The 25,906-nt window shown below is 46.1% G+C and carries 22 protein-coding genes; 10 read left to right on the forward strand and 12 right to left on the reverse strand.

The window, feature by feature from the left end; translation table 11 throughout:
• Positions 1–40 precede the first annotated feature (40 nt).
• Complete coding sequence (locus tag LHF31_RS09195; protein WP_303774156.1) at positions 41–4,681, reverse strand: glutamate synthase-related protein; 4,641 nt, start codon at positions 4,679–4,681, stop codon at positions 41–43.
• A 241-nt stretch (positions 4,682–4,922) separates the two neighbouring features.
• On the opposite strand from LHF31_RS09195, the gene LHF31_RS09200 reads away from it, so the two are divergent.
• From LHF31_RS09200 to LHF31_RS09215, 4 genes are all read left to right on the forward strand, one after another.
• The gene (locus LHF31_RS09200) at positions 4,923–6,446 is read left to right on the forward strand and encodes a tetratricopeptide repeat protein (RefSeq protein WP_298005228.1); all 1,524 of its coding nucleotides are present in this window, start codon (positions 4,923–4,925) and stop codon (positions 6,444–6,446) included.
• Positions 6,443–7,081: a hypothetical protein gene (locus LHF31_RS09205; RefSeq protein ID WP_298005230.1), complete on the forward strand. Its 639-nt coding sequence runs from the start codon at positions 6,443–6,445 to the stop codon at positions 7,079–7,081. Before LHF31_RS09200 ends, LHF31_RS09205 begins: the two co-directional genes overlap by 4 nt.
• Positions 7,082–7,085: 4 nt before the next feature.
• Positions 7,086–8,375, forward strand: coding sequence for a tRNA (N(6)-L-threonylcarbamoyladenosine(37)-C(2))-methylthiotransferase MtaB (gene mtaB / locus LHF31_RS09210; RefSeq protein WP_298005233.1), 1,290 nt, complete (start codon positions 7,086–7,088; stop codon positions 8,373–8,375).
• A gap of 64 nt (positions 8,376–8,439) precedes the next feature.
• Complete coding sequence (locus tag LHF31_RS09215) at positions 8,440–10,137, forward strand: alpha-glucosidase (protein ID WP_298005235.1); 1,698 nt, start codon at positions 8,440–8,442, stop codon at positions 10,135–10,137.
• A 51-nt stretch (positions 10,138–10,188) separates the two neighbouring features.
• Here the strand turns inward: LHF31_RS09215 and LHF31_RS09220 are convergent, their stop codons facing one another.
• Positions 10,189–11,148, reverse strand: a complete 960-nt coding sequence (locus tag LHF31_RS09220; RefSeq protein ID WP_298005238.1) for an L-lactate dehydrogenase — start codon at positions 11,146–11,148, stop codon at positions 10,189–10,191.
• Positions 11,149–11,175: 27 nt separating this feature from the next.
• On the reverse strand, positions 11,176–11,361 hold the full coding sequence (locus tag LHF31_RS09225) for a twin-arginine translocase TatA/TatE family subunit (protein ID WP_298005240.1): 186 nt from the start codon (positions 11,359–11,361) through the stop codon (positions 11,176–11,178).
• Positions 11,362–11,544: 183 nt separating this feature from the next.
• Between LHF31_RS09225 and mtnA the strand changes: the two genes are divergently transcribed.
• Genes mtnA through ahcY form a run of 3 tightly spaced genes read left to right on the forward strand, consistent with a single transcriptional unit; the run spans position 11,545 to position 14,859 of the window.
• Positions 11,545–12,588, forward strand: a complete 1,044-nt coding sequence (gene mtnA, locus LHF31_RS09230) for an S-methyl-5-thioribose-1-phosphate isomerase (protein ID WP_298005243.1) — start codon at positions 11,545–11,547, stop codon at positions 12,586–12,588.
• Positions 12,589–12,600: 12 nt separating this feature from the next.
• Positions 12,601–13,581: a carbohydrate kinase family protein gene (locus LHF31_RS09235; RefSeq protein ID WP_303774157.1), complete on the forward strand. Its 981-nt coding sequence runs from the start codon at positions 12,601–12,603 to the stop codon at positions 13,579–13,581.
• An 18-nt stretch (positions 13,582–13,599) separates the two neighbouring features.
• Positions 13,600–14,859, forward strand: coding sequence for an adenosylhomocysteinase (gene ahcY / locus LHF31_RS09240; RefSeq protein ID WP_298010481.1), 1,260 nt, complete (start codon positions 13,600–13,602; stop codon positions 14,857–14,859).
• 52 nt (positions 14,860–14,911) lie between these two features.
• On the opposite strand, the gene LHF31_RS09245 is transcribed toward ahcY, so the two are convergent.
• Genes LHF31_RS09245 through LHF31_RS09265 form a run of 5 tightly spaced genes read right to left on the reverse strand, consistent with a single transcriptional unit; the run spans position 14,912 to position 18,171 of the window.
• On the reverse strand, positions 14,912–15,379 hold the full coding sequence (locus tag LHF31_RS09245; protein WP_298010478.1) for a YbaK/EbsC family protein: 468 nt from the start codon (positions 15,377–15,379) through the stop codon (positions 14,912–14,914).
• Positions 15,380–15,390: 11 nt separating this feature from the next.
• Entirely contained in the window at positions 15,391–16,512 is a 1,122-nt protein-coding gene (locus LHF31_RS09250; RefSeq protein WP_298010475.1) for a M20/M25/M40 family metallo-hydrolase, read from the reverse strand.
• Positions 16,509–17,528 (reverse strand): carbohydrate kinase family protein, encoded by a 1,020-nt coding sequence (locus LHF31_RS09255; RefSeq protein ID WP_303774158.1) that lies wholly within the window; start codon positions 17,526–17,528, stop codon positions 16,509–16,511. Before LHF31_RS09255 ends, LHF31_RS09250 begins: the two co-directional genes overlap by 4 nt.
• A gap of 20 nt (positions 17,529–17,548) precedes the next feature.
• Positions 17,549–17,743, reverse strand: coding sequence for a hypothetical protein (locus tag LHF31_RS09260; protein WP_298010469.1), 195 nt, complete (start codon positions 17,741–17,743; stop codon positions 17,549–17,551).
• A 2-nt stretch (positions 17,744–17,745) separates the two neighbouring features.
• Positions 17,746–18,171 (reverse strand): hypothetical protein, encoded by a 426-nt coding sequence (locus LHF31_RS09265; protein ID WP_298010466.1) that lies wholly within the window; start codon positions 18,169–18,171, stop codon positions 17,746–17,748.
• A 397-nt stretch (positions 18,172–18,568) separates the two neighbouring features.
• Between LHF31_RS09265 and LHF31_RS09270 the strand changes: the two genes are divergently transcribed.
• A complete protein-coding gene (locus LHF31_RS09270; protein ID WP_298010463.1) occupies positions 18,569–19,252 on the forward strand; it encodes a regulatory protein RecX in 684 nt (227 codons plus the stop codon).
• Positions 19,231–20,769 (forward strand): ribonuclease Y, encoded by a 1,539-nt coding sequence (gene rny / locus LHF31_RS09275; protein WP_298010460.1) that lies wholly within the window; start codon positions 19,231–19,233, stop codon positions 20,767–20,769. Before LHF31_RS09270 ends, rny begins: the two co-directional genes overlap by 22 nt.
• 53 nt (positions 20,770–20,822) lie before the next feature.
• Here rny and LHF31_RS09280 read toward each other — a convergent pair whose 3' ends face one another.
• From LHF31_RS09280 to LHF31_RS09295, 4 genes are all read right to left on the reverse strand, one after another.
• Positions 20,823–21,458 carry an MBL fold metallo-hydrolase gene (locus LHF31_RS09280; protein ID WP_298010457.1) on the reverse strand — a complete coding sequence of 212 codons (636 nt, stop codon included), beginning with the start codon at positions 21,456–21,458 and terminating at the stop codon, positions 20,823–20,825.
• A complete protein-coding gene (locus LHF31_RS09285; RefSeq protein ID WP_298010455.1) occupies positions 21,455–22,630 on the reverse strand; it encodes an MFS transporter in 1,176 nt (391 codons plus the stop codon). The genes LHF31_RS09280 and LHF31_RS09285 overlap by 4 nt, the downstream gene beginning before the upstream one ends.
• A complete protein-coding gene (locus tag LHF31_RS09290) occupies positions 22,630–23,733 on the reverse strand; it encodes a Xaa-Pro peptidase family protein (RefSeq protein ID WP_298010453.1) in 1,104 nt (367 codons plus the stop codon). Before LHF31_RS09290 ends, LHF31_RS09285 begins: the two co-directional genes overlap by 1 nt.
• A 92-nt stretch (positions 23,734–23,825) precedes the next feature.
• Positions 23,826–24,410: a metalloregulator ArsR/SmtB family transcription factor gene (locus LHF31_RS09295; RefSeq protein WP_298010450.1), complete on the reverse strand. Its 585-nt coding sequence runs from the start codon at positions 24,408–24,410 to the stop codon at positions 23,826–23,828.
• A gap of 166 nt (positions 24,411–24,576) precedes the next feature.
• Between LHF31_RS09295 and ffh the strand changes: the two genes are divergently transcribed.
• A complete protein-coding gene (ffh, locus tag LHF31_RS09300) occupies positions 24,577–25,899 on the forward strand; it encodes a signal recognition particle protein (RefSeq protein WP_298010447.1) in 1,323 nt (440 codons plus the stop codon).
• Positions 25,900–25,906: the final 7 nt, after the last annotated feature.

The following is a 25,906-nucleotide window of genomic DNA, read 5'->3' on the forward strand; positions in this document are numbered from 1 at the left end:
AAAAAGGCTGTCTGTGAGTCATTCCAGACAGCCTTTTTCTTCATGAATGGATAGCCGGAACAATTTTCACAAAACGATGCATCAGGAGAAAATCATCCTGCAAAAAAGCCCGGAGTCTTTCGGCTGTCTCATACTGATAAGTTTGTTCCAGGGCAAATAAGTAATGTGACATGAGCGCACGAATCTCTTTAAGATCTTCATGAGTAATGGATTCTATGCACACCTGAGCACCTTTGGCGATTCGCCGTTTGAGCATTTCCTGGTCAAAACCAAATTCTGGGGTTAATTTTTGGTACACAACCCCTCCCGTCATGCCAGAAAATGCATAAGGTCCCGGATCTCCCATAATGATCACTGTACCAGACGTCATATACTCGCAGGCAAATCCTTTGAGGTTAGCAACTGTACCGGGATTTTCGTTTTCAGAAATGGGCTGGGTAATTTCCCCGCCAAAAATCACCTTTGCTCCTGAAAGACGGACGCAGGCTCTTGAATCCGCATTTCCTTGCACAATGAGAATGCCATCCTGAGCCCCATAAGCAAAGGATTTTCCTACACTGCCATCGATTCTTAATCCATCATGGTTCAATCCTTTCATGATTGCTACCCGTCCTCCGCTTGCCCCTTTTGCAACGCCATCCTGTGCTCCACCTTCTATAAGCACATCCATTTTTTCTGTGTTCCATGCCGCGAAGCCATTGCCAGCCAGAGCAGAGGGACCAAAGCGGAGATGGATCATATCCATTTGTTCTGCAACTTCAGGATGACGCATGATCTCACCGGCAAGCCGGGAACCCAGAGCCCGGTCAATTGCAGACACGGTATCCTGATAGGTGACTTCCCGTTCCTGATCAGCAATCGTTTTCATGATGAGATCCGTCAATATGGTGGTCAGGCTGTTTCGAGGACGAATCAGTAAGACCCCCACCCCGGGTTGAGAGGCGCTTTTGTTTTGAACAGGCAGTGGTTCAAACAGGGATGACAGATCAATTTTGTCATGAAGATGTCCCTGCTCAAGCAGGTCCGCTCTGCCTACCAGGTCCTGCAAACGCGTGGTGCCTAAACGGGCAGCGATAGAACGGATTTCTTCTCCAATTCCCCTAAACAGGCGGACAACCCGTTCATAATCCTCTTCAAAATGAAGAGGGACGAAATGTTTAAGCCCTTTTTCTTGTGCCTCTTCCTTTGTCTGGATTTGGGTGGCAATACCTACATGACAGGTGCCTAAATTACATTGTCGACATATCGTGCATCCAAGGGCAACCATTGCCATGGTGGCAAATCCAACCCGATTTGCTCCTAAAAGAATCATCTTAACAGCATCTGCGCCGGTTTTCATTCCGCCATTTGCCCACAATTCCACTTTGTGACGGATCCCTGCAGCAAGAAGGGCGCGGTGTGCCTGGATGATTCCTATTTCTGTGGGTAAGCCCACGTATTGCAGGGAATGTTTACGGGCAGCCCCAGTACCACCATCATATCCTGAGATGTTGATAATATCTGCACCAGCCTTGGCAATTCCAACGGCGATAACCCCGATTCCGGGAACAACAGGCACTTTAACAGAAATTTTTGCCTGTGGATTCACCATTTTCAGTTCTTCAATCAATTGCGCGAGATCTTCTATAGAATATAAATCGTGATTATTTGAAGGCGAAAGAAGGGTGACGTAAGGCGGCGTTCGTCTTGCACGGGCAACTTTTGGGGTAACTTTGTAACCGGGTAACATTCCGCCTTCGCCGGGTTTTGCTCCCTGCCCAATTTTAATTTCCAGTACAGAAGCAGAATTCAAAAATTCTGCATTCACACCAAATCTTCCGCTTGCCACCTGCTGACCACGGTTATGACGGTACTTACCCAAAATTTCTGGAAGTTCTCCGCCCTCGCCGTTTATACAGATGATATTTAAGATGGATGCTGCATGGATATAAGACTTAAAAGAATTTTCTCCCTGAGACCCGTAAGACATTGCATCAATGACAATAGGCAAGTCATAGCCATTAATGGAAATATCCACTTGATCCGTGGTTATCTCCTCTTTTCCAGAAGAGCGAAAATTAATTAGATGCCGAAGCGCTACTGGAGAGTCTGAACAGATGGTCTGATAGACCTTCTGGATTTCGGAATATGGGGTTTCACCTTTGGCAAATTGATGAGCAACTTTCCAGAATTTTGGAAACACGCGGGTCTGATAGGGTATTCGGGGTTCGGGGATTTCCTTTCTCAGTTCTGCACCTCTTTGTTTTGAATCTGCATGCAGAAATTCCCAGGTAACCCCTGCTGTTTCATTCCCAAAATAATTGGGTACTCCAAACACCGCTGCAACACTAGGCGCCAATCCAATTGTGCTGAAGACCCTGCCATATCCTCTCAATTCATGACATCCCATGGTGGAGGTTACTTTTTCCAGACCGCTGGTTAAGTTTTCAACCAGTCGTTTCAATACGGTTTGAGTATGCTCGGCTGATTGTGGCTTTGCGAGTGCTATCGCAGATGCAATCATTGCATACGGGTTGACTGCATCGGCGCCTAAACCGCAAAGCAATGCTACATCATGAAGCGTGCGGATGGCTGCACTGCGTACAACCAGCCCCGTCCTTCTTCTCAAGTTTTCCTGAGGTAAAGAAGGTGCGTTCCGGAGAGCGTTATCCAGATGACTGGTTGCCAGGTGTGGATCCAGCCAGTTTAATCCCTTTAAGAGCGCTTCTTCATCATCAAGAATCAGACATTGGACCCCATTCTGGACATGGGCAACTGCTTGCCCGGCAAGACGCTCCAAGGCTTCTTGAACTGTTTCCTCAGGATAAACACCCAGAACCAGCCATCCTAATTTGCCTTGAAATGCAGATGCCAGTTCTTCAATGGTCAATGTGCTAAACTGGTGGGCAATGGCTCTGGATATTGATTCACCCACACAGGTATGCCCACCCGTGAGAATGGGGGTTTCCAGAACAATAACGGTGTCTTCAGGGTTGGGAGTTTTCCCGATGGGTGCACAGGCGCCTATCAGTGTACTGGTAGAAAACGCTTCAACCTCCCGAGCGTGATCGATGGCAGGGTTTGTAACCACAGCAACGGACTCTTTGAAATAATCAGCAAGGTTTACACGGACCTTACTCAATGGGGCAAGAGGGCCATCATAACCCAGGGAACTCACCAGGTCATCTTTGTTTTCACTGATCAGTGATGATACTTCATTGAAATGATCCTTCAACCATCCATTCACTGCAAAGACCAGAGAGTCGAGTTCCATTTTCCATCGGTTTTCTAAAGAGGTTCCTTCAGGGTGAAAAAGATGGGCGGGTTGGCTGTCAAAAGAAACTCCCCGATTTTTTTGAAGGACTGGAAGAATGCCAGGATGGGATATAGCAATCTCTTCTCTTACTAATGGGTATGGCTGTCCCCATCCAGCCCAATATTGACGTGCCAGTTGAGGCACCTCCCGTTGAAACATTTGAATCATGACATGCTGGCGAATCTGTCCATGGTTCAGCAGAATTAATGGATCTCCCCGGCGAATGCGTATCGCTATTTTCTCTCCGGGTGAGAGGGCTCTGGCATCTGTAACCCAGTTTTCCAGAGGAATGGCTCCTCTTTCTGAACTGAAAATATACTCTTTCTCCGTCTCTACGAACCAGAGTGGACGTAATCCCAGGGCATCTACACTTGCCACGACAGTATCCCCATACCGGGCAATAATCCCTGCAGGACCCTGGGCATAGGGACCAAAGGATTGCCTGATGCGTTGATACGTGGCGCGAAGGTCGGGAGGGAATTGCTCCACTTCATATGGAATGGGCGGGAAAACCATTTCCATTGCTTCTATGAGGTCGAGCCCATATTCCACACAGAGCGTATGGAGGAGGCGGTCTAAATCCTGTGAGTCTGAGCCATCGTTGGGGAGAATTGTGCCAATTTGCCGGGCTTCAATCCGCAATCGTTGAATCGTATTAATTTCCCCATTGTGCCCCAGAATGGCAAAGGGTTGTGCTCTTTCAAAAGTGGATATGGTGTTTGTGGAATAGCGGGCATGACACAGCACAATAGAGGTATCGTAATTGTGATCCTGGAGGTCTGGATAATAATGGGTAAGGGCTTCAACGGAGCCTCTCATCTTATAAACTACAGTGTGTGCGCTGAGCGAAGCAAAGTGTAGAGGTAATTGCTGTTCTAAAGCCAGTTGAACACGAAAAAGCCTTTGATCCAGATCAGGGATATTATCATGTCCAGCCAGTTGCCAGAACTGGGGAGGATTCTGGCGTGCATGTTGCCCGAGCATCTCTTTCCTTGTGCGCCCCTCCTGGATCAAGAGTAAGTTGAGCCCTTGCTCGTTGAATTGCTCAAGGATACTTTCCTTAATCGACTCCATATTTAAGTGGGGAGGAATAAACAAATGTCCAACCCAGAAACCTGGATGGGTAGCCAGATATGAAGGCATTCCTGCCTGGCTTAACTTTTTTGCCCACAATCGCCGTGGAATATCGGTTTGTACACCTGCCCCATCCCCCTCTCCGTTGACGAACCCTGTCCGGTGCCCCATACTGATCAGTGCGCCTAATGCACGCTTAAGAGTGCCAAAGGTACTCTGTCCGTGTTTTCTGGCGCTCATGTAAATGGCACAGGCATCGTGTTCTTCACCGTCCTCAAATGGATTGGGAATATCTGTGCGAATGTTTTTCATGGCTATCATCTCCTTTGGCATCTTCCGAATGCATTATTGTGTCCGGAAATGGATAAAAAAATAAGGCTCACCTACCGGTGAGCCTGTTTTGGAAATAGAGAAGATCACTTCACCGGTAGGGTAAGAGGAAAATCTTGATAGCGCGGAAATGGTGTTTTTTCATATGTATACAAGGGTAGTGTTAATTAGCGCGATTATACAATACTGAGGCCGTTTGTGAAGTCCCGAAGCGGGTAATTTATTGGCTATTTTCAATCCTATTTGTGACCCATTGACAGTTGCAGCAAGGAAAAAAGGAGCCGCAGGTAAACACGTTATAATGGATTTAATGAAGTTCATCGAAAAGAGCCTGGGATTTCGTTTATTGATACTGGGTATTCTCCTGATCCTTTTAAACCCTTTTCCTGTGGATGGGAGGGATTGGGAAGATTCTTCAATCGCCAGGAAGGCTCAGTATGAACACCTTTATCAGGTTCAAACTGAGGCGCTCGGGAGAATCTTCAACCGCCATCCCTGGCGTCAGGATTTAAACGAATCTCTGGGGATCCGGGCGTTCTTACAGAAAAATTATGAGGAAGCGCTGGCTTACCTCATGCCTCCTTATCATTCCGGACTCTTGTCAGATCATGGGAAGTACACTCTGGTGTTGATCTTGCTGGAACAGGGAAGGGTGGTTGATGCCAGCCAAATTTTAATGCAATTAAATCCTGTAACCGCATGTCAGGTTTATTCAACCAATCCTGTTTTGAAAAAAATTCCACTTGAGGAGAGAGTGAATATCTTAAGAATTTTGGTGGAGAGATGTCCGGGAAATCCAGATTTTCTTTACCAGTGGGGGTTGTATCAAATTGTGGATAACTATGAAGAAGGCATCAGTTATATCAGGAATGCCGCTCAAATTCATCCGGGGTATCATTCGGCGGTTAATCTAATAGAGCAAGCCCAGGCATTAAGTCTATTGGAGAGGGCTCCTGCTTATCGTCTTACATTGTTTGGAAGGTCATACCTGAATCTGGGGGAGTATGAACTGGCGCAACGGGTACTGGAAAAAGCAGTACACCTCCAGCCTGATTATTCGGAAGCCTGGGCTTTTCTGGGAGAAGCCAAATTACAAATGGGAGATGGATCCGGAAAAGACGACCTGGAAAAAGCCATTGCACAAAATCCTCAATCTGTGATGTCCAGAGTGCTCTTCAGTCTGTACCTTTCGAGAATGGGTGAACTGGACCTGGCAATAGACGAAATGAGAAAGGTGATTGAGATTGAGCCTCACCAGTCTATCTGGTATCTTGAAATGGGAAGGCTGACTGCCCAAAAAGGGAATTTGTTTGATGCATACACCTTTTATGAAAGAGCATCCCAACTGGATCCTGATAATCCGTTGGTGTGGAAGGCTTTAGCCAAATTTTGTGTAACCTATCACTTTGATTTATCTGGGAGAGGTTTATATTCTGCAAGAATGGCTTTGAAGTTAGCCCCGAAGGATGCAGAGTCTTATAAAGTGATGGGGGACGTACTGTATAATCTTGGGGATTTAGCCACTGCAGAACGTTTTTGGGCTGTTTCCTTGAAGTTGAATCCCTCTTATGCTGAAGCATATTTAGCGCTTGGCCAGTTATATCTGCAAGAAAACCGCCTCAAAGAATCCCGGCAAATGTTGAAAAATGCTGAATCTTTCGCGTCACAGGATGAAATCAGGTCCTTGGCCGTAAAATTGCTGGAGCGTTATTTCTCCGAGTCAGTATTTACAGGAAATACCCCATGAAGACTTTTCATCTTTCTCTTCTTCTGGTGTTTGTTCTGGTAATTTATTCCGGATGTTCTCAAATAGATGAAAAAAAGAGCACTGAGAATGTTCTGTTTCGGGATGATTTTACAGAACCCGGCAATGATTGGGGACTCATTAACAGTGAGGAGGGAGTGATTGAATACGCTCAAGGCGGATTGAGATTTTTTGTCAGGAAACAAAACACAGACCTCTGGACGATAACCGGAAGGAATTTCCCCAATGTGGATATCCATGTACAGGCCACACGTCGCAACGCAATCGTGAACAATTTATTCGGCGTAATTTGTCGATACCAGAACAGCCATCATTTTTATATGCTTGTAGTCAGCAGTGATGGTTATTTCGGCGCTTTGAAGAAAAATGGGGAATCCTATAGTTTAATCGGACAAGAGCAGTTAAAATACAGCGATGAGTTGAAGAATACCGGAGATACGGTTCAACTCCGGGCAGTGTGTAAAGGAAATCAGTTATCCATGTTCGTCAATGACAGGAAACTGCTGGATGTACAGGACGATGAGTTTACAGATGGCGCAGTTGGTCTGATGGTTGGCGCCTTATCAGAGCCAGGTGTGGATATCTTATTTGATTTTTTTGAGGTGAGAGACCCTTAGAGACATGAAGGTGTATCTGGATTCAATTGGTTGCCGTTTGAATCAAAGCGAAATCGAAAAATTTGCCCTTCAATTTCGTGCTGCCGGGCATACAATTGTTGCCTCTCCCGCAGAAGCAGATTTAGTGGTGGTCAATACCTGTGCTGTGACGGCTGAAGCAGCATCTGATTCTCGGCAAAAGATTCGTCAGGCGGCTCGGCTTACGCCGGGAGGAATTACCGTCACGGGATGCTGGGCAACGCTGGATCGGGCAGGGGCTATGGCTTTGCCCGGAGTGGATCGGGTTGTGCTCAATGATGAAAAAGACACCCTTGTTTCGACCGTGCTGGGTATTCCTTCAGAAAGTTTCGATTTGGAGCCTTTGGCGCGTCAACCTTTACCCGGATTACATACACGCACCCGCGCCTTTATTAAAGTTCAGGATGGATGTGACAACCACTGTACTTTTTGTGTGACTCGCCTGGCAAGGGGGAAAGGGAGAAGCCGGGGCGTTTCAGAAATTCTATCAGATATCCGCGTGGCTCAAGCCGGCGGTGCTAAAGAAGTGGTTCTGACAGGCGTACATTTAGGTTCCTGGGGGCAGGACTTTACTCCCAAAAATCATTTGCGAGACTTGATACAGGCTATTTTACAGGAAAGTGATGTGCCCCGTTTACGACTATCCTCTCTGGAGCCGTGGGATTTGGATGAAACCTTTTTTTCTCTTTGGAAAAATCCCCGGCTATGTCGACATTTACATCTGCCTCTTCAGTCTGGGTGTTCTGCCACTTTAAAACGGATGGCAAGAAAGACCACCCCTCAACAATTTGAGGCTTTGGTAAAACAGGCGCGCGAATTGATCCCGGATGTTGCCATTACGACCGATATCATTGTAGGGTTTCCTGGAGAGACTGAAGAGGAATTTCAGGAAAGTCTTGACTTTGTTGAGCGGATGCAATTTGCCGGGGGGCATGTGTTTACGTATTCTGATCGCGCAGGCACAGCGGCAACCCGGCTTCCCAATCCTGTTCCTTCAGAAGTTCGAAAACGTCGCAATGCGCTCATGCGGGAAGTCATACGTCTTTCCAGCCAAAGATATCTGGAACGTTTTTTAGGCTCTGAGGTGATTGTGCTGTGGGAGTCTACAGATTCCTTGAGCCCATCTGGATGGAACATCCATGGGCTTACAGATCATTACGTCAAGGTCGTATCTCAGGCTAAGGAAAGGATTTGGAATCAATTTAGCCGGGTCAAATTATTAGAGGTGGATAACGATCGAATCAAGGGTGAAATTCTGGAAATTTTCCCAGATTAAACACCTTCTCTTCCGAATTTCCAAGTATAATGTTGCCGCTTAGACTTTTTCAAGGAGGCACATCATGGCGCGCGTTACCGATCTCAAATGGTGGCAGAAGGTTGTTTTTTATCAAATTTACCCTCGTAGTTTTGCTGATGGAAACGGGGATGGCATTGGTGATTTTTATGGTGTCATTGAAAAACTGGATTACCTGAAAGCATTAGGGGTTGGGGGTTTGTGGATTTCTCCTCACTTCCCGTCTCCCCTTTTTGATTGCGGGTATGATGTGGCAGATTATTGTGATGTGGCACCAGAATATGGGGATTTAAATCTGTTCGCTCGATTCCTGGAGGAAGCCCATCGTCGGGACATTCGAGTCATTCTGGATCTGGTGTTAAATCATACCTCTGACCAGCACCCCTGGTTCATCGAGGCTCGGTCCAGCCGGGATAATCCTAGACGGAATTGGTACATCTGGAAAGATGGGAAAAACGGTGGGCCTCCAAACAACTGGTATTCCACTTTTGGCGGTTCTGCCTGGGAGTGGGATGAGAACACCGGACAGTATTACTATCATTTCTTCTTCAAACAGCAACCTGATTTAAACTGGCGTAATCCAGAAGTCAAACAAGCGATGTGGGATTCCGTCCGCTTCTGGCTGAAAATGGGGGTGGATGGTTTCCGTCTTGACGCTGTAGGGACTATTTTTGAGGTTGAGGATTTACGCAATCAGGATTCTGGAATTACTCAGGAAGAGTTATTTTTAATGGGATATCGGGCAAAGACCCCTCAGGAACAGCGTAAAGTGGGGAAGTTCTGGGAAAAGATGTATCGCTATCAGGTTGACCTCCCCGAAGTCCATGATCTCATGAAGGAACTGCGTCAGGTGGTAGATGAATTCCCTGATAAAGTTCTGGTAGGGGAAACAGATGATATCCGTTTCTATGGGAATGGGAATGATGAACTTCACCTGAATTTCAACTTCCCATTGATGCGGACGCGATTTATCACTCCAACCTGGGTAAGAAAAAATCAGCGCGAACGCCTGGGACAATTGCCTTCAATGGCATGGCCCTGCAATACACTGGGAAATCATGATAGCCCGCGGATGTACAGTCGGTATGGAGATGGGATACATAATGATGCTATAGCGCGAGTAAATCTGGCATTAATCCTGACCTTAAAGGGAACCCCATTTCTTTACAATGGCGAAGAAATCGGGATGAGTGATTATCTGTTCACCGATGAATCGCGTTTTCGTGATTTACTTGCGCTGTTTTTCTTGAAACTGGCTCGTGAACACCCCGACCTTATTGCACCTGAAGAAGCGCCTTTGATTGCTGCCCAGCGCGGAAGAGATAAGTGCCGCACACCTTTCCAGTGGGCAAACAAGCCGAACGGTGGTTTTTCTCCCGAAGGTGTGGAGACATGGCTCCCTGTCAATCCGAATTACGCTGAGGGCGTGAATGCTGAAGATCAGGAACGTGATTCCGGTTCTCTGCTTCACTTTTATCGTGAGATGATTCGAATACGCCAAGAGAACCCCTCCCTCATTGCGGGTGACTATCAGGAATTAGGAAAAGATAAGGATTGTCTGGCATTTTTCCGGCAATCCGATGAGCAAACCTGTCTGGTTGTACTTAACATGTCCAATCGCAAACGCCGATTGAAGGCTTTTGTGAATGAGAACAGGTTGCAAACCTTGTTCTGTTCTCGTCCGCGAAAAGACCAGAAATGGGAATTTGAACCTTACGAGGTTTGGATTGCGCAGGTGAATTAAAATTAACAAGCAAAAGCCCTCGCAGATTTTTTTACTGCGAGGGCTTTCCTCTTAGAACCCCAGATCTTCGATCATTTTTCTCAGAACCGAGGCGGATTTTCTTAAGCCAATAACTTCCTCATCACTTAATTCGAGGTAAATTATTTTTTCTACTCCACCCCGGTCAATGACACAGGGTAAACTCAGGTATACATCGTTGATACCGTAATAGTTTTCAATGAGATTTGAAACGGAAAGAACCGTGCTTTGATCTCGGATGATGGCTTCAACAATGCGGAGTAACCCGGCGCCGATGGCGTAATACGTAGCCCCTTTGCGTTCGATGATGTGGTATGCAGCATCCCGTGTTTGGGTAAAGATTTCTTCCAGATCCCGGTCTATGCACCCCATATTGTTTCGGGAACAGAATATGGGTAATCTCATACCCGCAATATTTGCCAGAGACCAGACAGGAACTTCGCTGTCCCCGTGTTCGCCAATAATATATGCATGGACACTTCTGGGATCTACCTGGAAATATTCACTCAGCAAGTATCTGAATCTCGCTGTATCCAGAATGGTCCCCGAACCAATAATCTGGTTGTGAGGCAATCCAGAGAGTTTCCATGCCACGTAAGACAGAATATCTACCGGGTTTGTGGCGACAAGGATGATGCCATTAGGGTTATACCGGGTGATTTGCGGAATGATGTTTCGGAAGATGTCAGCATTTCGTCCTGCAAGATCCAGGCGCGTTTCACCGGGTCTTTGGGCACTTCCTGCAGTAACGACAGTGACCACTGAGCCTTGCAGGTCCGGGTAATCTCCAGCAAAAACACGTCCCGGACGGGCAAGAGGAACCGCATGATTAAGATCCATGGCTTCCCCCTCTGCCCTAGCCCGGTTGCTATCAATTAAGACAATTTCCGTTGCTAAGCCAGAAAGGAGTAATGCATAAGCAAAAGTGGCTCCAACGTTGCCCGTTCCAACTATTCCAACTTTGACGGGGCGATGGATTTCTTCAGGGGGCATAATTTAACGCATCTTTCTGGAAGATTTCTATTCGTTCTTCTCTTCCGGCTTTTTTTCTTCGGATTTTTCTTCAGAACTTTTCAGCCCTTCACGAAAAGCACGAATACCCGTGCCAAGTTCTCCGGCGATTTTCCCAATCCGTCCTACACCGAAGAGGAGGATGACAATCACCAGGATCAGGACCAGTTCAGGTACACCAAGTCGAATAGGCATAGCATGCTCCTTGATAGAGAATTCAATTGTGGTTGAATTATACCGCATCATTGTGAAAGAAGGATGAGAAAACTTTGACAAAGCCGGCAAGGCATGTTAAACTTTGACCGTTCAAGTGAACAGTGGGGTTTTGCCTGCGGAAATTATGGCAAAGCCCTATTAAAATGTCTGTTGGAATGAACCATGCGTTCGATTGAGTGGGATGAAACCAATAACATTGTTCGTATGATTGATCAGCGCTATTTGCCCCGGCGCTTTGAATGGGTATTATGTTCCACTTATCAAGAAGTGGCTAAAGCGATTCAGGATATGGTGATTCGAGGGGCTCCGGCAATCGGCGTTGCTGGAGCGATGGGAATGGCGCTGGCGGCAATAAATTGCCCTGATGACGACCCCAATCAGTTTCGTGCTTTTCTGAATACAGCCCATCAAACTTTACGTTCTTCTCGTCCAACGGCAGTTAATTTGTTTTGGGCGCTTGATAGAATACAAAGTGTCATTCAACGTCCCATTGATAATGTCGAAAAATTAAAAAAACTGATCCTCGCAGAGGCAATGCGAATTGCTGAAGAGGATGTGGTGATCAATCATCAAATATCAACCCATGGTGCCGAATTGATTCAGGATGGAGACGTTATTCTTCATCATTGCAATACAGGTGCACTGGCTACCGTGGATTGGGGTACTGCTCTTGGTTGCATTCGCAAGGCGCATCTTCAGGGGAAGAGAATTCATGTACTGGTTGATGAAACTCGCCCGAGGTTACAAGGTGCCAGGTTGACGGCATGGGAGTTGGAACAATATGGCATCCCCTATGAAATCATTGTGGATGGCGCTGCAGGTTATTTCCTGAGATCCGGGAAGGTGAAAAAAGTATTTTTTGGGGCAGATCGAATCGCTGCAAACGGGGATGTGGCAAATAAGATTGGCACATATATGCTTGCTCTATCGGCACATGAGAATGGGGTTCCGGTTTATTGTGCTGCTCCAACAAGTACCATTGATATGTCGATTCCAAATGGAGACGTTATCCCGATAGAAGAACGGTCTGCAGATGAAGTGCTGGATATTCAATATAAAGGGGAAGCGGTTGCTCCAATTGGGGCAAAAGCGAGGAATCCCGCTTTTGATATCACTCCTCATTCCCTGATCACTGCATTAATTACAGAAAAAGGCGTGATTTATCCGCCTTTTCAAGAGAGGTTGCTTCAATTTTTGAGCCATTAATGAGAGGTAAGCGTGAAAATCGTTGTCACTGGTTCAGTTGCATATGATTATTTGATGACTTTTCCCGGTTACTTTCGGGATCATATTTTGCCAGAGAGGCTCGAGTCCATCAGCCTTTCATTCCTCGTGGATTCGATGGTGAGGCAGCGGGGAGGCACTGCTCCAAATATAGCCTATACCCTGGCGTTACTTGGCGAAAAGCCCTCAGTTTTAGCCACAGTAGGAGAAGATTTTGGGGATTATCGCGTCTGGCTGGAAAATCATGGTGTTGACACCAGCCTGATAAAAGAAATCCCCGGTTTATACACCGCTTCCTTCTTCGCAAATACGGATCAGGCAAACAATCAGATTGCCAGTTTTTATCCAGGGGCAATGGCATTTGCTTCTAAACTTTCTTTATATGATGTAAATCCCAAACCGGACCTGGTGGTTATTTCTCCCAACGATCCTACGGCAATGGATCAGTATGTCCGTGAATGCAAAGAACTGGGCATTCCTTATGTATATGATCCCAGTCAACAGGTGGTTCGAGTAAGCGGGGAAGAATTAAGACGGGGTGTGGACGGGGCGCATAGCCTGTTCGTAAATGAGTATGAATTTGGGTTGCTCCAGAAACACACTGGTTTTTCTGCTGAGGAGATTGTTCAGCGGGTTGGCTTTGTAGTGGTAACCCTCGGCGCAAATGGTGCTGACATTTATGCAGAAGGCATCAAGTACCATGTCAGTTCGGTTCCCCCGCGGGAGATTCTGGACCCAACAGGGGTAGGAGATGCATTCAGAGGAGGATTCTTAAGAGGATATGCTTTAGGGTTGGATTGGGAAATTTGTGGCAGAATGGGTGCGGTTGCAGCGGCATACTGCCTGGAAGTGAAAGGTCCCCAGGAACATTTCTATACCATTGAAGAATTTGTCAGCCGGTATCGTCAGAATTTTGATGATGACGGTAAACTGGATATCCTGTTATCAAAAGTCGCAAAAGAAATTAAGAACTGAAAAAAGTAAGGAGTAACCATGTCTGGATTTGATATCAAAGATCCCAAGTTGGCAGAAGGCGGACGATTGCGTATCGAATGGGCTGAACGAGAAATGCCTGTGCTTCGTTCTATTCGTGAACGTTTTGCCAAAGAACGTCCTCTGGCTGGAGTCAGAATTTCTGCCTGTTTGCATGTCACCACTGAAACGGCAAATTTAATGCGAACGCTACAGGCTGGCGGCGCTGATGTTGTCTTGACCGCCTCTAACCCGTTATCTACTCAGGATGATGTAGCGGCGGCATTGGTCAATGTGTTTGAGATCCCCACCTTTGCCATTAAGGGTGAAGATAACATTACCTATTACAAGCATTTGCGCGCGGCTCTGGATCATCAACCCCATTTGACTATGGATGATGGTGCAGATCTGGTCAGTACTCTTCATAAAGAAAGACGAGAGTTGCTGGCAAATGTTGTGGGTGGAACCGAAGAAACCACAACCGGCGTCATCCGTCTTCGCGCTATGGCGGCGGATGGGGCGCTTGCTTTCCCCATCATTGCCGTGAATGATGCGCTAACCAAGCATTTATTTGATAATCGGTATGGTACTGGACAATCAACTATTGACGGAATTGTCCGGGCTACCAATGTGTTACTGGCTGGAAAAGTATTTGTGGTTGCCGGGTATGGTTGGTGTGGACGAGGTTTGGCAAGCCGTGCCCGTGGACTGGGTTCCAATGTCATTGTGACGGAGGTGGATCCCTTAAAAGCCCTTGAAGCGGTGATGGATGGGTACCGTGTCTTACCCATGAGCGAAGCGGCTAAAATTGGCGATATCTTCTGTACGGTTACAGGCGACATCAATGTGATTGACCGTCATCATTTTGAAGTGATGAAGGACGGAGCGATTGTTTCCAACTCCGGACACTTCAATGTGGAAATTAATATTCCTGCGCTGGAAGAGATGTCCCAATCGAAGCGGCTGGTGCGTCCGTTTGTGGAAGAGTACACCCTCAAGGATGGACGGCGCATCTATCTGTTAGGAGAGGGGCGTCTGATTAATCTGGCATCTGCTGAGGGACATCCAGCCAGTGTAATGGATATGTCCTTTGCTAACCAGGCTTTAAGTGTGGAATATATGCTCAAACATCATGGCGAATTAGAGAAGAAGGTTTATTCTGTCCCAGACGCCATTGATCAGGAAATCGCGCGATTAAAACTGGAGTCGATGGGAATTGAGATTGATACCCTCACAGAGGAGCAAATTCAATACCTCAATTCCTGGGAAGAAGGCACGTAAATCGTCTGATGAAAAGATGCCGGGCTGGAGTTTAATCCCAGCCCGGTTTTTCTTACTTAACAGGAATTATCCAGGCTTTTGTAAACTCTTTCAAATGAAACGGGGAAACAGGAAATACAGAATTGGGAGTTCCTGCTGCCGCCCATACCACGTCGAATTGGAGAAGATCCTCATCCATGTAGGTGGGAATGGGTTGCCGGTGGCCGACAGGAGGTACGCCACCAATGGGAAATCCAGTGATTTGTCCGACTTCCTGGGCGGTGGCTTTTCTGATTTTATCCTTAAGAAGATCACCCACCTTTGATTCATCTACCCGATTTCGTCCGCTGACCAACAATAAAATGGGAGTCTGATCCCTGGAAAGAATAAAAACCAGTGATTTCACAATTTGTCCAACTTCACACCCAATCGATTGTGCCGCTTCCGTAGCTGTTCGGGTACTGGTGGGTAATTCCTGTACCTGTCCAAAATAACCCAAAGCATTCAAAGTGATCTGGACTTTTTCTGCCAGTGGATGCATCTTTCTCTTTCTTACGGGACAAAAATATTGCAGTTCCAAATTTGTCGAAGAAGTTCTCTTAATTGCCAGAGACCTTGTTCAATGGGAAGGCATTCAATGTACTCTTCAGCAGTATGGGCTTTAGCGCCGTTTGTAATTCCAATGGTTACGGCAGGTATTCCAAGGCTCAATGGAAGATTGGCTTCCGTCGAACCGATTTCGTGCCTTGGTGGAATATCCATCTGGCGCAAGATGTTTTCCAGTAAGGTAACCATAGGATGATTCTCTGAAATGCTCCCTGCAGGGCGATTCCCGATAGGAGTAAGAAATACCTTGACTGAACCGGACTCAAATCGCCGGACAGTTTCCTGTAGTAAATTTTCAATCCTTCTCAGTGCCTCTGAGGTTTCAGATCGGAGATCCACTTCAATCAAGGCGTGTGGGGCGATACTGTTTATAGAAGTTCCTCCACGGATGATGCCAATGTTCAGGGTAGTGCGGGGAAACCGGGGAAGTTGCATATCTAACAGGGCTCTGGAAAGGCGAATAATTTCATGGACAGCCGAGGGGGCTCCCGCATCTGACCAGGAATGACCTCCGGGAGTCTGAATCTCGATACGGTATCGGCTCACTCCCAACCCTCGATGAAGAATACATCCCAACCCCATACCTTCTAAGGAAATATAAACGGTTGGCATCCCTTCAAAACGTTTCAGGAGGGCTTTCATCCCCTTTAAGTTTCCCAATCCCTCTTCACCAGTTGTTGCAACCAGCCAGAGATTTCCCCTTGTGGCGGGGTTCTCGTCTATCAAGGAAGGCAAATTTAACAATGCCGCACAGCCAAGTGCATTGTCTCCAATACCTGCTCCGCATATTCGATTTTCTTCCCGAATAAGGTGAAGGGGAAATTCCGCTGGAAATACGGTGTCCATGTGAGCAGTAATGACCACCTGGAAGGTGGTAAGGGTTCCGGGGTAAAGAGCCAGTACATTTCCCGCTTCGTCAATTTCGGGTTGAAGTTGTCTTAAGGCATTCCAGCGTGAGGAAATAAAATCCGCTCTTGCCTTTTCCTGAAAGGTTGGCGCAGGGATTTGTTGAATGGTGCAGGCATCTTCGATCACTCTTTGGGTGATTTCCTGAAGACTTGCCGTCATACCTGCCTCACCCGTTCTTTAAGGAGTTCTAGACGGGCTTTTGCCAGTCCGGGTAAAGCATCCAACGCATAAAAGGGGTCTGTTCCTTCCACCACCAGGGAAGAGGAAATGCTTCCTTGAAGGGCGGCTTGAACGGGGTCATAGGTTGTGTAGTATCCGACAAGAAATCCTCCACAGAAAGCATCACCCGCGCCTGCAGGACAGCGCACGTTTGAGGGGTACGCAGGAATGACCCATTTTTTACGGGATGCTGTTTCGAAGAGGTACTGTCCTTGCGCACCTCGACGAATTACAACAAATTCACATCCCATTGCAGCAATGCTTTCTGCCATTTCCCATAGGTTCTCTGTTCTTCCCGAAAATAAACGGGAAATATTCTTTTCGCTGGTGTGAAACACCGTCAAACCATTTACCATCAAAGGAATATCATCCCAAAAGGCAGGGTCCATATACCCTTTTCCTGTATCCAGAGAAATAGTATTGATTTGCCCTTGTCGTAAATTTGCTGGTAGCAAGAGATGAGAAAGGAAATCAATTGAACAAATGTGGACTGCAGACGCGTCAAGATATTCTGCTGGAATTTCATGGCTTCGAATTGTAAAAGGTCCCGGTTTGTTTCTCGAGTCCAGAGAATTCGTGCTCGCTTTATAGCCAATAAGTTCCCGGGGAAAAGGACGGTTTAAACTATTCAGGAAAACCTCTAAATTTTCGTCCTCTTCAAAACTGGAATTTTGATAAACAATTAATTCCCGATGATCAATGGTGTCTTCTACCCGTTGAAGTCCCCGGATGTCAAAATTCCAACGTTTGATTTTATTAATCCATTCCTCTGGATAATCATGGCTTACCCGGGCAACAATTCCAATATCCTTTTCCCAGACAGCGGCTCCAACCGCTGCATACAGGGCGTTTCCTCCGGGCTGGTTTTGAATAAATTCGTTATTGGGTAAGGCAATAAACGACTTTCTCAGCTGGCCAATAATGACAAACCTTATTGGAGATACCGGCAGGTCCATAAATTCTGGAAATGAGAAGGCTACTTGCTGCTCAATTCAGAAAGAAGGCGCAACACTGCCATAAGCCCAACACCTACCTTTACGCCATCGCCGGCGGTGAGCCTGGGAGGTTGCCCTGCTTTTTCTCCCGATTGAATGAGCACCAACGCACCAATTGCACCAGTGACTGCGCCTACCAAAATTCCCATCAGAAGGGTTTTCTTCTTCCAGTCCATATTCATGCTCCTTTTTTGTTTTTCAAAACTTTTATGGAAGATAGAGAACTATCTAACTTTATCCATGGAGAAATGATTGTGTTGCAGATGGTCTGGGTTTGTTTTTCTATTCTGGAGAACACCTGTTGAACTTTTGCCATCCATACAGGTGTTTTTCTTAGTATGTGGCTCAACCCTCTGATGCTTAGGACAATGATTATGAGGTTAATCAGGCTGATGAATAAAACAGGGCTGATTAACAGAATTGCAGAGATGTTTCCCCAGTGGTTGATCAGGGTGCTTTTTTGAACCGTTCCCAGAATAGATAACCCTGTCAAAACCAGAACAAGTAGAATGGTAAACCCAAGAGGTAGAAATATTTGATCTCGGACTTGTTTCTGATGAGAGGCTTTAGTGGAAACATTTAAGGATATATTTGTCTGTGCCATGACCTAATTTTATACTATTTCCATGATTTACTGCATACTGTAATGGATTTGATGCGTTTTTATATACGCAATTTTCTTTATTTTCAAGTATAATAATTTCAGGATAATTTGTCGGTTGCCCGAGATTTGAATTAAGGCTTAAACCTTTCGAAATTGGACCACTCCAACAGGAGTGTTTTGAGAATTTTGAGAAAATTGGTTAAGGATGATGTGAAGAGGTCTTTTGGATGTAATCATTGTGAAGTACTGGTTTACTATCCAGGGGCCTTCCTGTCCGATACCATTTTGATTCAGGGATAATATTATTACCTGAGTCGTTATTTATTCGCTCCGTGTTGATTGAGTCATCGAAGGTTTAAGCCGCATTCAGATGAGATTGCGGCTTTTAGGTTTTTAAATGGCTGGCGTTGTTACTGCTCTGGTATCACAAAAACGAAATGCTCAAAGGATCAATGTGTTCATTGATGGTAAGTTTGCTTTTTCACTCTCAAGAATCGTAGCCGCATGGTTGAAAGTAGGACAGTTTTTGCCGGACGAAAAAATTGAGCAGTTAAAGCAAGAGGATGCCAGAGAAGCGGCGATGCAATCAGCCCTGAGGCTTATCAGTGTTCGACCCAGGTCTGAAGCAGAGATTCGGGAGCGGCTTCAATCCAAAAACTTTCCTGAGAACGTCGTGGAAAGCGTCATTTCCCGTCTAAAGGAAAGTGGATTGGTAGGGGATGTCGAATTTGCCCGCTTGTGGCTGGAACAAAGACAACATTTTCGTCAGAAAAGCCGCAAAGTTATTGCAATGGAGCTTCGTCAAAAAGGCGTGACAGACGAGATTATTCAAGAGGTTCTGGCGGAGTCTCCCGGAGATGATCAGACTGCCTATTTTGCGGGACAGAAATACCTGAGGCGGATCATTCATTTAGGAAAAAGAGAATTTTTTCAAAAAATGGTGACTTATCTTGCCCGAAAAGGTTTCTCTTATGAAGTGTCTCGCGAGACAGCAAATCGTCTTTGGGAAGAAATTTCTGATGGTTCCTCAAAATTCGATGGAAGAGAGGATACAGAAAAATGGGACAATTTGGATGGGTGATTATACTTGTAGTGTTGATTCTTGAAATAATTCTTGGGATTGTGGCAGTATATTTCCTCAATCGAAAGTACCGTGAAGAGTACCGGAAAGAACAGGAAGCAAAAGCCGATAATATTATTAATCAAGCCACAGAAAAAGCGCGCATCATTCAACTCGAAGCAAAGGACAAGGCTCTAAAAATTCAGCAGGAAGCGGAAACAGAAATCAGCCGCAGACGTCAGGAACTTGCTCGCGAGGAGGAGCGGTTAACCAAACGAAGAGCCGAGCTGGATCATCGTATGGAGCGCCTTGAACAACGCGAACAGATGTTGAATAAACGGCAGAGTGCAATTGATAAACGGGCAAATGAGATTGAGAAACTTTACTCTGATCAAATGCTTGAACTTCAGCGCATTGCCGAAATGAGCAAAGAACAGGCGCGTGAGGTGCTTCTGCAGGAGGTAGAAAAAGAAGCCCGCAATGATATGGCACGCATTATTCGGCAAATTGAAGCCGAAGCCCGCGTGGAAGGAGAAAAACGCGCTCGTGAGATCATTGCCGATGCTATTCAGCGCGTTGCCTCTGAACATGTTTCTGAGGTGACCACCTCGGTTGTTTCTCTTCCTAATGATGAGATGAAGGGGAGGATTGTTGGCAGAAATGGGCGGAACATTCGTACCTTTGAACAACTGGCGGGAGTGGATGTTATTGTGGATGACACTCCTGAAGCCGTCACCATTTCCTGTTTTGATTCCGTACGACGTGAAGTGGCTCGCCGCGCCTTGGAGCGTTTGATTCTTGATGGCAGAATTCATCCTGCTCATATTGAGAAAATTCTCAACGAAGAACAGCGCAATGTGGAAAAAGAAATTGAGGAGGCTGGACAGCAGGCAGCCTTTGATGCCAACGTTGCGGGGCTGCATCCGGAAATTCTCAAAATCTTGGGAAGATTGAAATTCCGTACCTCCTATGGACAAAATCAACTGGCGCATGCAGTTGAGGTTTCCCGCCTGGCGGCTGTGATTGCTTCTGAATTGGGGGCCGATGTTGAGGTGTGTAAAGCCGGTGCATTGCTCCATGATTTGGGCAAAGCCATGGATCACAATACCGAAGGAACCCATGCCATGTTAGGCGCAGAGTTTGCCCGCCGATATGGCGTACATCCAAAAGTGGTCAATTGTATTGCTTCTCATCACCATGAAGTGGAACAGGAATCTGTTGAGGCTGTAATTGTTGAAGCCGCCGATGCGATTTCTGGCGCACGTCCTGGGGCGCGCCGTGAGGATTTGGAGCAATACATCAAGCGCTTACGGGCTTTGGAGGAAATTGCCAATTCCTTCAAGGGGGTAAGCCAGTCGTTTGCTATTCAGGCAGGGCGAGAGGTAAGAATTATTGTGCGTCCCGAAGATGTAGATGACCTGGCTGCAACACGAATGGCGCGAGATATTGCCAAGAAGATTGAAGAAACCATGCAGTATCCCGGTCAGATTAAAGTGACAGTCATTCGAGAAACGCGTGCGATTGATTACGCAAAATAAACCTTTACGGAATGTGGAACACAAGGAGCCCGCGATAAAAGCGGGCTTTTTGTTCAAATGGTAATGTATGGATTTTCCATTTTTTCTTCTCCAACGGTTGTAGTTGGACCATGACCGCTTAACAGCAGGTACTCCTCTGGAAGGGTATATATCTGCTCAAGGATGCTCTGGAAAAGTAATCTGGGATCTCCTCCGGGTAAATCTGTCCTTCCTATACCGCGGTAGAAAATTAAATCACCGGTAAAAGCCATTTTTTGAGTGTGCAAAATAAAGCACACATGCCCGGGACTATGACCTGGGGTGTGAACAACTTCTATGGTTGTATTCCCCAGTTGCAGAGTTTGATGATGAACGAGCATGATCTCAGGATTGGGCAGTGGTTTCATATGGAAACCAAAATATTGAGATCCACCGCCGTCTTTCCATAGATCAAGATCGAGTGCATGGAGCGCTATGGTTGCCCGGGGAAATTGCTTACGAATGGCTTCAATTCCCCCAATGTGGTCAAAATGTGCATGTGTAATCCAAATGTTTTCAATGGTAATTTGTTTTTCCAGACATGTTTTAACAATTGTTGAAGAACCAAATGCCGGGTCGATCACCGTGGCAGATGAAGAACTTGTATCGACTAGCAGGTAAGTATTGTTGGAAAGTGGTCCTAATTCAAAGGTGAGGATTTCCAGAGTCATTCCGTCTTCTCCATTTCCAATGAGGCTGGATTCTTTAAGTCCAGAGTTTGAGGTTTGAAAAAGGTTACTCTCAGGATAAGGTTAAAGATCAAAACAGCGCCAATAAGAATCAGAGCAAATGAGTACATCCCTCTGGGGGATTGTTGATAGAGAAACCCGGCAACTGTAGGGGCAAAAAACGCCGCCAGTCCGTTGGCTGTTTCAATCAATCCATAGGCTGTTCCGGTTTCCTTTGCTTTGATATAGGTTCTGGCAAAAGCCAGACCCATTAAGCGCATTAACCGAAATCCTCCCATGAAGAGATACCCAAACGCAAAAACGTATACACTTTGCCCTTTCCAGAAAGAAAGGACGTAGATCATCCCAAGGATCTGCCCAACCAGAAAGCCATCTGGACCTTTCATTCCCCCAAAAATAAAAGCAATGAGCACATTACCCAGGCTCGCTATTGTTCCAAGGGTTCCTAACTCATTAACAGAAATTCCGGCTTCGTTGGTCAGGAAATTCGGTGTCAATGGTTGGGGCAAGTATAGAGCAAAAGAAGTAATTCCAATCGATGCCAGCAAAATAAAAAACTTCCTGTTGGATAGTAATTCAGGATTCCTTTGGGTTTCTGCGTGACTTTCGGTTTCTACAGACTTCCTGGCAAACAGGATGATAATTGTCGAAAATATAAACAGGCCCGCAGAGAACGGATAAATGCTTTTTATCCCGCTTGCCTCAGCGATAATCCCTCCGACTTTGGGACCTACAATCATTCCCAGATTGAATGCGATTGCGGTAATGGTTAATGCGCGCTCAATACTCCAGTTTTCCCGAACACTGGTGATGTATGCATTCATTGGAGCAATGACAAACGAAGTAAGGCCATATAACAGCATTCCCGCAATGAAAATATCTGCTGTAGGCGCCAAAGCCATGATGATTGCCGAGGCACTTCCCAGAAACCATGACGCCCACATCACAGGGCGATTTCCAATTTTGTCTGCAAGATAACCTGCAGGAGCCTGAGCAATTGTCATGGCAATGCCCAGTGCCCCATAAATCACGCCAATGGTTACAGAAGAGGCTCCCAGTTGTTGGAGATAAACGGGCTGGAAGTATGTGAAAAATCCTTCACCGATGCCCCAAAAAAACAGAGATATTGCGACGAGGAGAATATTTTTAGGCATTACAGGATGACCAGTTCGCGAGGTAAGTCTGAGAGAGAGTGACAACCTTCATGGGTAATGACTACATCATCTTCAATCCGAACCCCACCTTTACCAGGAAGGTAGATTCCAGGCTCAATGGTGAAAGTCATTCCATTTTCGATCACCAGGCGGTTTTCAGAAAAGAGATAGGGAGGTTCATGTCCCTCGAGACCTAAACCATGTCCTGTCCGGTGGGTGAAGAATTCACCATAACCGGCAGTTTCTATAATTCTTCGAGTGGCTTTATCAACCTCTCCGATGGGAATCCCGCTTCGCGCAACTTTTTTCCCTTCGTTATTTGCCTGTAAAACGATTTCAGCAATTCTTTGGAGTTCTGGTTCGACTTTTCCAATGGCAAAGGTACGAGTCAAGTCGGCGACATACCCCTGGTAGGATGCTCCCCAATCAATAACGAAAAGATCGCCTGGTTGAAGAGGGCGTTCTGTAGGAGTAGCGTGTGGATTAGCGCTATTTGGGCCTCCGGATACAATGGGGTAAAACGGAAATTCAGGATCGGAGCCATGACGGAGAAGTTGTGCAGTTAATTCTGAAGCAATCTCTTTTTCCGTGATTCCTGGTCGGATGATGGGTAAAGTTGCAATTAACCCTTTTTGCGCAATCTCAACGGCTTTTTGCATTCTTTTTATTTCTTCGTCATCCTTTTTCATCCTCATTGTTGCGATTATGTTTTCAGCATTGAAGAGATCACATTCAGGGGCTGAATTCATGATCAGGAATAACTCCAGCGCACGCAGGCGAACAGTCTCATATCCTAATCTTTTGTTCTTCAGGTTCAGATGGGCGCTTGCCTGGTTAAAAGCACTTTGCCATGTCTCTGGATTGTCATCAAAGAAAATTCCTTCTAATGGAATTTGGCTTTGCCCAAGTTTCTCTTTTTCCAGTTTAGGAAGAATCATGAGGGGATGCTGTTTTTGAGAAATGAACAGCACCACCGGCCTTTCGCTCAAGTGAAAAGACAAACCAGTAAGATACAACAGAGAAGGTCCAGGATTGAAAACAAGAACATCACAATGATTTTCTTGCATCAGGGCTTGGAGTTTATGATATCGGTTTGCGTACATACAGGTCCTTCAGAGGTGAGATAGAGGAATTATATCCTTAAAGAAAATGGCTCTGAGAGAATTTCAGAGCCATTCCATAGTGAAGTTTATCCTTATTTTATACGCCAGTAAATTCCATTCTCGCGTTGCATGAATTGATAGTCAATGAGGTATCGGCGTATAGAGGCGAAGTCATCATGAAATTTTTTGATAATTTCGTTTACCTCTCGCTCCGGGTATTTCTTTCCGATCTCAAAGGCTTGAATGATGTACCGTAGAATAGCAAGAAGTTTTTTTCCCTGGGCAGGAAGGGCCTTTAGTTTCCCATTTGAAGCCAGATAATCCCGAACCACTTTTTGGTCAAAGGACTCAAGATCAACGGGTTCTGCTACTTGGGCTAAATTTTCCTTCTTCAACAGGCGCTGGGACATTTCTTCCAGGGCAGTCTGGTTCAGGCTGTAAATGTTGTAATACCCCTCGGCTTTTGCACTGACCAACCCCGCATCACTCAATTTGGCAAGGTGGTGAGACACAGTGCTGGCGCTTAAATTAAGAGCCGTAGCAAGTTGCTCCACGCTCATCGGTTGATTAGCAAGAATTCCCAGAATTCTTAAACGATTTGAATCTGAAAGGGCTTTAAAGAAAGTCAGCAATTCATCTGAAGGATTCGATGTTGAGGTTTGAGCGTTGTTTGTCATTTCAATCTCCTGGAAATAATTTTATGTTTATAGAAATAATTTGTCAAGGATAAAATTTGTTAGAGGACGCTTTTCATTCTCTTGACCAATGAGCCTACTAAGGATAAAATGACATTCAAAGCCTCCCGAGAGGGAGGTAGATTATTGATTGATGTGAGTAGATATTGTGTTTGAAACACTAACGCAACGGCTGGAACAAATCTTCACCAATCTGCGGAGGCGAGGAAAACTCACCGAGCAGGATGTGGATGCTGTGATGCGCGAAGTCAGGCTTGCTCTTCTGGAAGCAGATGTGCATTACAGCGTTGTGAAGGATTTTGTTTCTCGTGTACGTGAACGAGCCGTAGGTGCAGAGGTCTCTCAGGCATTAAATCCTGCCCAGCAGGTCATTAAGATTGTTCATGAAGAACTGATTAAAACTTTAGGGGAACCTCAATGGTTGAACCTGACAGGACCCAAACCGCGGGCGTTAATGCTGGTCGGTTTACAGGGTTCTGGAAAGACAACTGCTGCGGCAAAATTAGCCCGCCTTTTACGTTCTCAGGGTGAACGAGTTTTACTGGTTGCAGCGGATCCTTATCGTCCTGCGGCGGTAAAACAATTGCAAACTTTGGGTGAGAAGGTGGGGGTACCAGTTTTTTATGAAGAAAAAGTACCGCCACCGCTTCTTTGCGCAAAGGCATTTGATCATGCCCAAAAAGGCGGTTACTCGGTCATGATTATGGATACAGCAGGGCGTTCTCAACTGGATGATGCCCTTATGTCCGAACTAAAAGCCATTACTGAAAAAGTGCCTGTCGCAGACATCTTACTGGTTGTAGATTCGATGATTGGTCAGGAAGCTCTTCATGTGGCACAGGGTTTCCGTCAAGCCGTCAATTTGACTGGTTTGATTATGACCAAAATGGATGGTGACTCGCGAGGTGGGGCGGCAATTTCTATCCGCTCTGTCACAGGAGTTCCCATAAAATTTCTTGGTACGGGGGAGGGGATTGATGCTCTTGAAGTTTATGACCCCTCTCGCCTTGCTTCCCGAATCCTGGGGATGGGAGATGTTATCGGCTTGATTGAAAAGGCTCAACAAGCCTACGATGAGAAAACTGCCCGCGAGCAAGCCGAGAAAATGATGAGCGGGCGCTTCACCCTGGAGGATTTTGCTAACCAGTTGAGACAGGTGAAAAAGTTAGGTCCTCTGGCGCAAATTTTGGAAATGCTCCCGGGACAATTAGGACAAGCCGCCAAAATGGTAGATCCTAAGGACGCCGAGCGTCAATTGAAGATGACAGAAGCGATTATCAATTCCATGACCAGAGAAGAACGGTTGAACCCTGATATTCTTAATGCTTCCCGCCGGCGCAGGATTGCGCGAGGCTCTGGAACGGATGTTCAGGACGTCAATCGTCTGATTAAACAATTCCGGGAAGCACAAAAGTTGTTTAAGACTCTGCAAAAGACAGGAGGGCGCGGTATGCCCAACCTGTTTGGATAGCCACTGG

The organism is Anaerolinea thermophila, assembly GCF_020723905.1.
Taxonomy (GTDB): Bacteria; Chloroflexota; Anaerolineae; order Anaerolineales; family Anaerolineaceae; genus Anaerolinea; species Anaerolinea thermophila_A.

Excerpts from the sequence above, each read along its gene's own strand:
- LHF31_RS09195 (WP_303774156.1), bottom strand. The coding sequence starts at position 4,681 with ATGAAAAACATTCGCACAGATATTCCCAATCCATTTGAGGACGGTGAA.
- LHF31_RS09205 (WP_298005230.1), top strand. The coding sequence starts at position 6,443 with ATGAAGACTTTTCATCTTTCTCTTCTTCTGGTGTTTGTTCTGGTAATT.
- mtaB (WP_298005233.1), top strand. The coding sequence starts at position 7,086 with ATGAAGGTGTATCTGGATTCAATTGGTTGCCGTTTGAATCAAAGCGAA.
- LHF31_RS09215 (WP_298005235.1), top strand. The coding sequence starts at position 8,440 with ATGGCGCGCGTTACCGATCTCAAATGGTGGCAGAAGGTTGTTTTTTAT.
- LHF31_RS09220 (WP_298005238.1), bottom strand. The coding sequence starts at position 11,148 with ATGCCCCCTGAAGAAATCCATCGCCCCGTCAAAGTTGGAATAGTTGGA.
- LHF31_RS09225 (WP_298005240.1), bottom strand. The coding sequence starts at position 11,361 with ATGCCTATTCGACTTGGTGTACCTGAACTGGTCCTGATCCTGGTGATT.
- mtnA (WP_298005243.1), top strand. The coding sequence starts at position 11,545 with ATGCGTTCGATTGAGTGGGATGAAACCAATAACATTGTTCGTATGATT.
- ahcY (WP_298010481.1), top strand. The coding sequence starts at position 13,600 with ATGTCTGGATTTGATATCAAAGATCCCAAGTTGGCAGAAGGCGGACGA.
- LHF31_RS09245 (WP_298010478.1), bottom strand. The coding sequence starts at position 15,379 with ATGCATCCACTGGCAGAAAAAGTCCAGATCACTTTGAATGCTTTGGGT.
- LHF31_RS09250 (WP_298010475.1), bottom strand. The coding sequence starts at position 16,512 with ATGACGGCAAGTCTTCAGGAAATCACCCAAAGAGTGATCGAAGATGCC.
- LHF31_RS09255 (WP_303774158.1), bottom strand. The coding sequence starts at position 17,528 with ATGGACCTGCCGGTATCTCCAATAAGGTTTGTCATTATTGGCCAGCTG.
- LHF31_RS09260 (WP_298010469.1), bottom strand. The coding sequence starts at position 17,743 with ATGGACTGGAAGAAGAAAACCCTTCTGATGGGAATTTTGGTAGGCGCA.
- LHF31_RS09265 (WP_298010466.1), bottom strand. The coding sequence starts at position 18,171 with ATGGCACAGACAAATATATCCTTAAATGTTTCCACTAAAGCCTCTCAT.
- LHF31_RS09270 (WP_298010463.1), top strand. The coding sequence starts at position 18,569 with ATGGCTGGCGTTGTTACTGCTCTGGTATCACAAAAACGAAATGCTCAA.
- rny (WP_298010460.1), top strand. The coding sequence starts at position 19,231 with ATGGGACAATTTGGATGGGTGATTATACTTGTAGTGTTGATTCTTGAA.
- LHF31_RS09280 (WP_298010457.1), bottom strand. The coding sequence starts at position 21,458 with ATGACTCTGGAAATCCTCACCTTTGAATTAGGACCACTTTCCAACAAT.
- LHF31_RS09285 (WP_298010455.1), bottom strand. The coding sequence starts at position 22,630 with ATGCCTAAAAATATTCTCCTCGTCGCAATATCTCTGTTTTTTTGGGGC.
- LHF31_RS09290 (WP_298010453.1), bottom strand. The coding sequence starts at position 23,733 with ATGTACGCAAACCGATATCATAAACTCCAAGCCCTGATGCAAGAAAAT.
- LHF31_RS09295 (WP_298010450.1), bottom strand. The coding sequence starts at position 24,410 with ATGACAAACAACGCTCAAACCTCAACATCGAATCCTTCAGATGAATTG.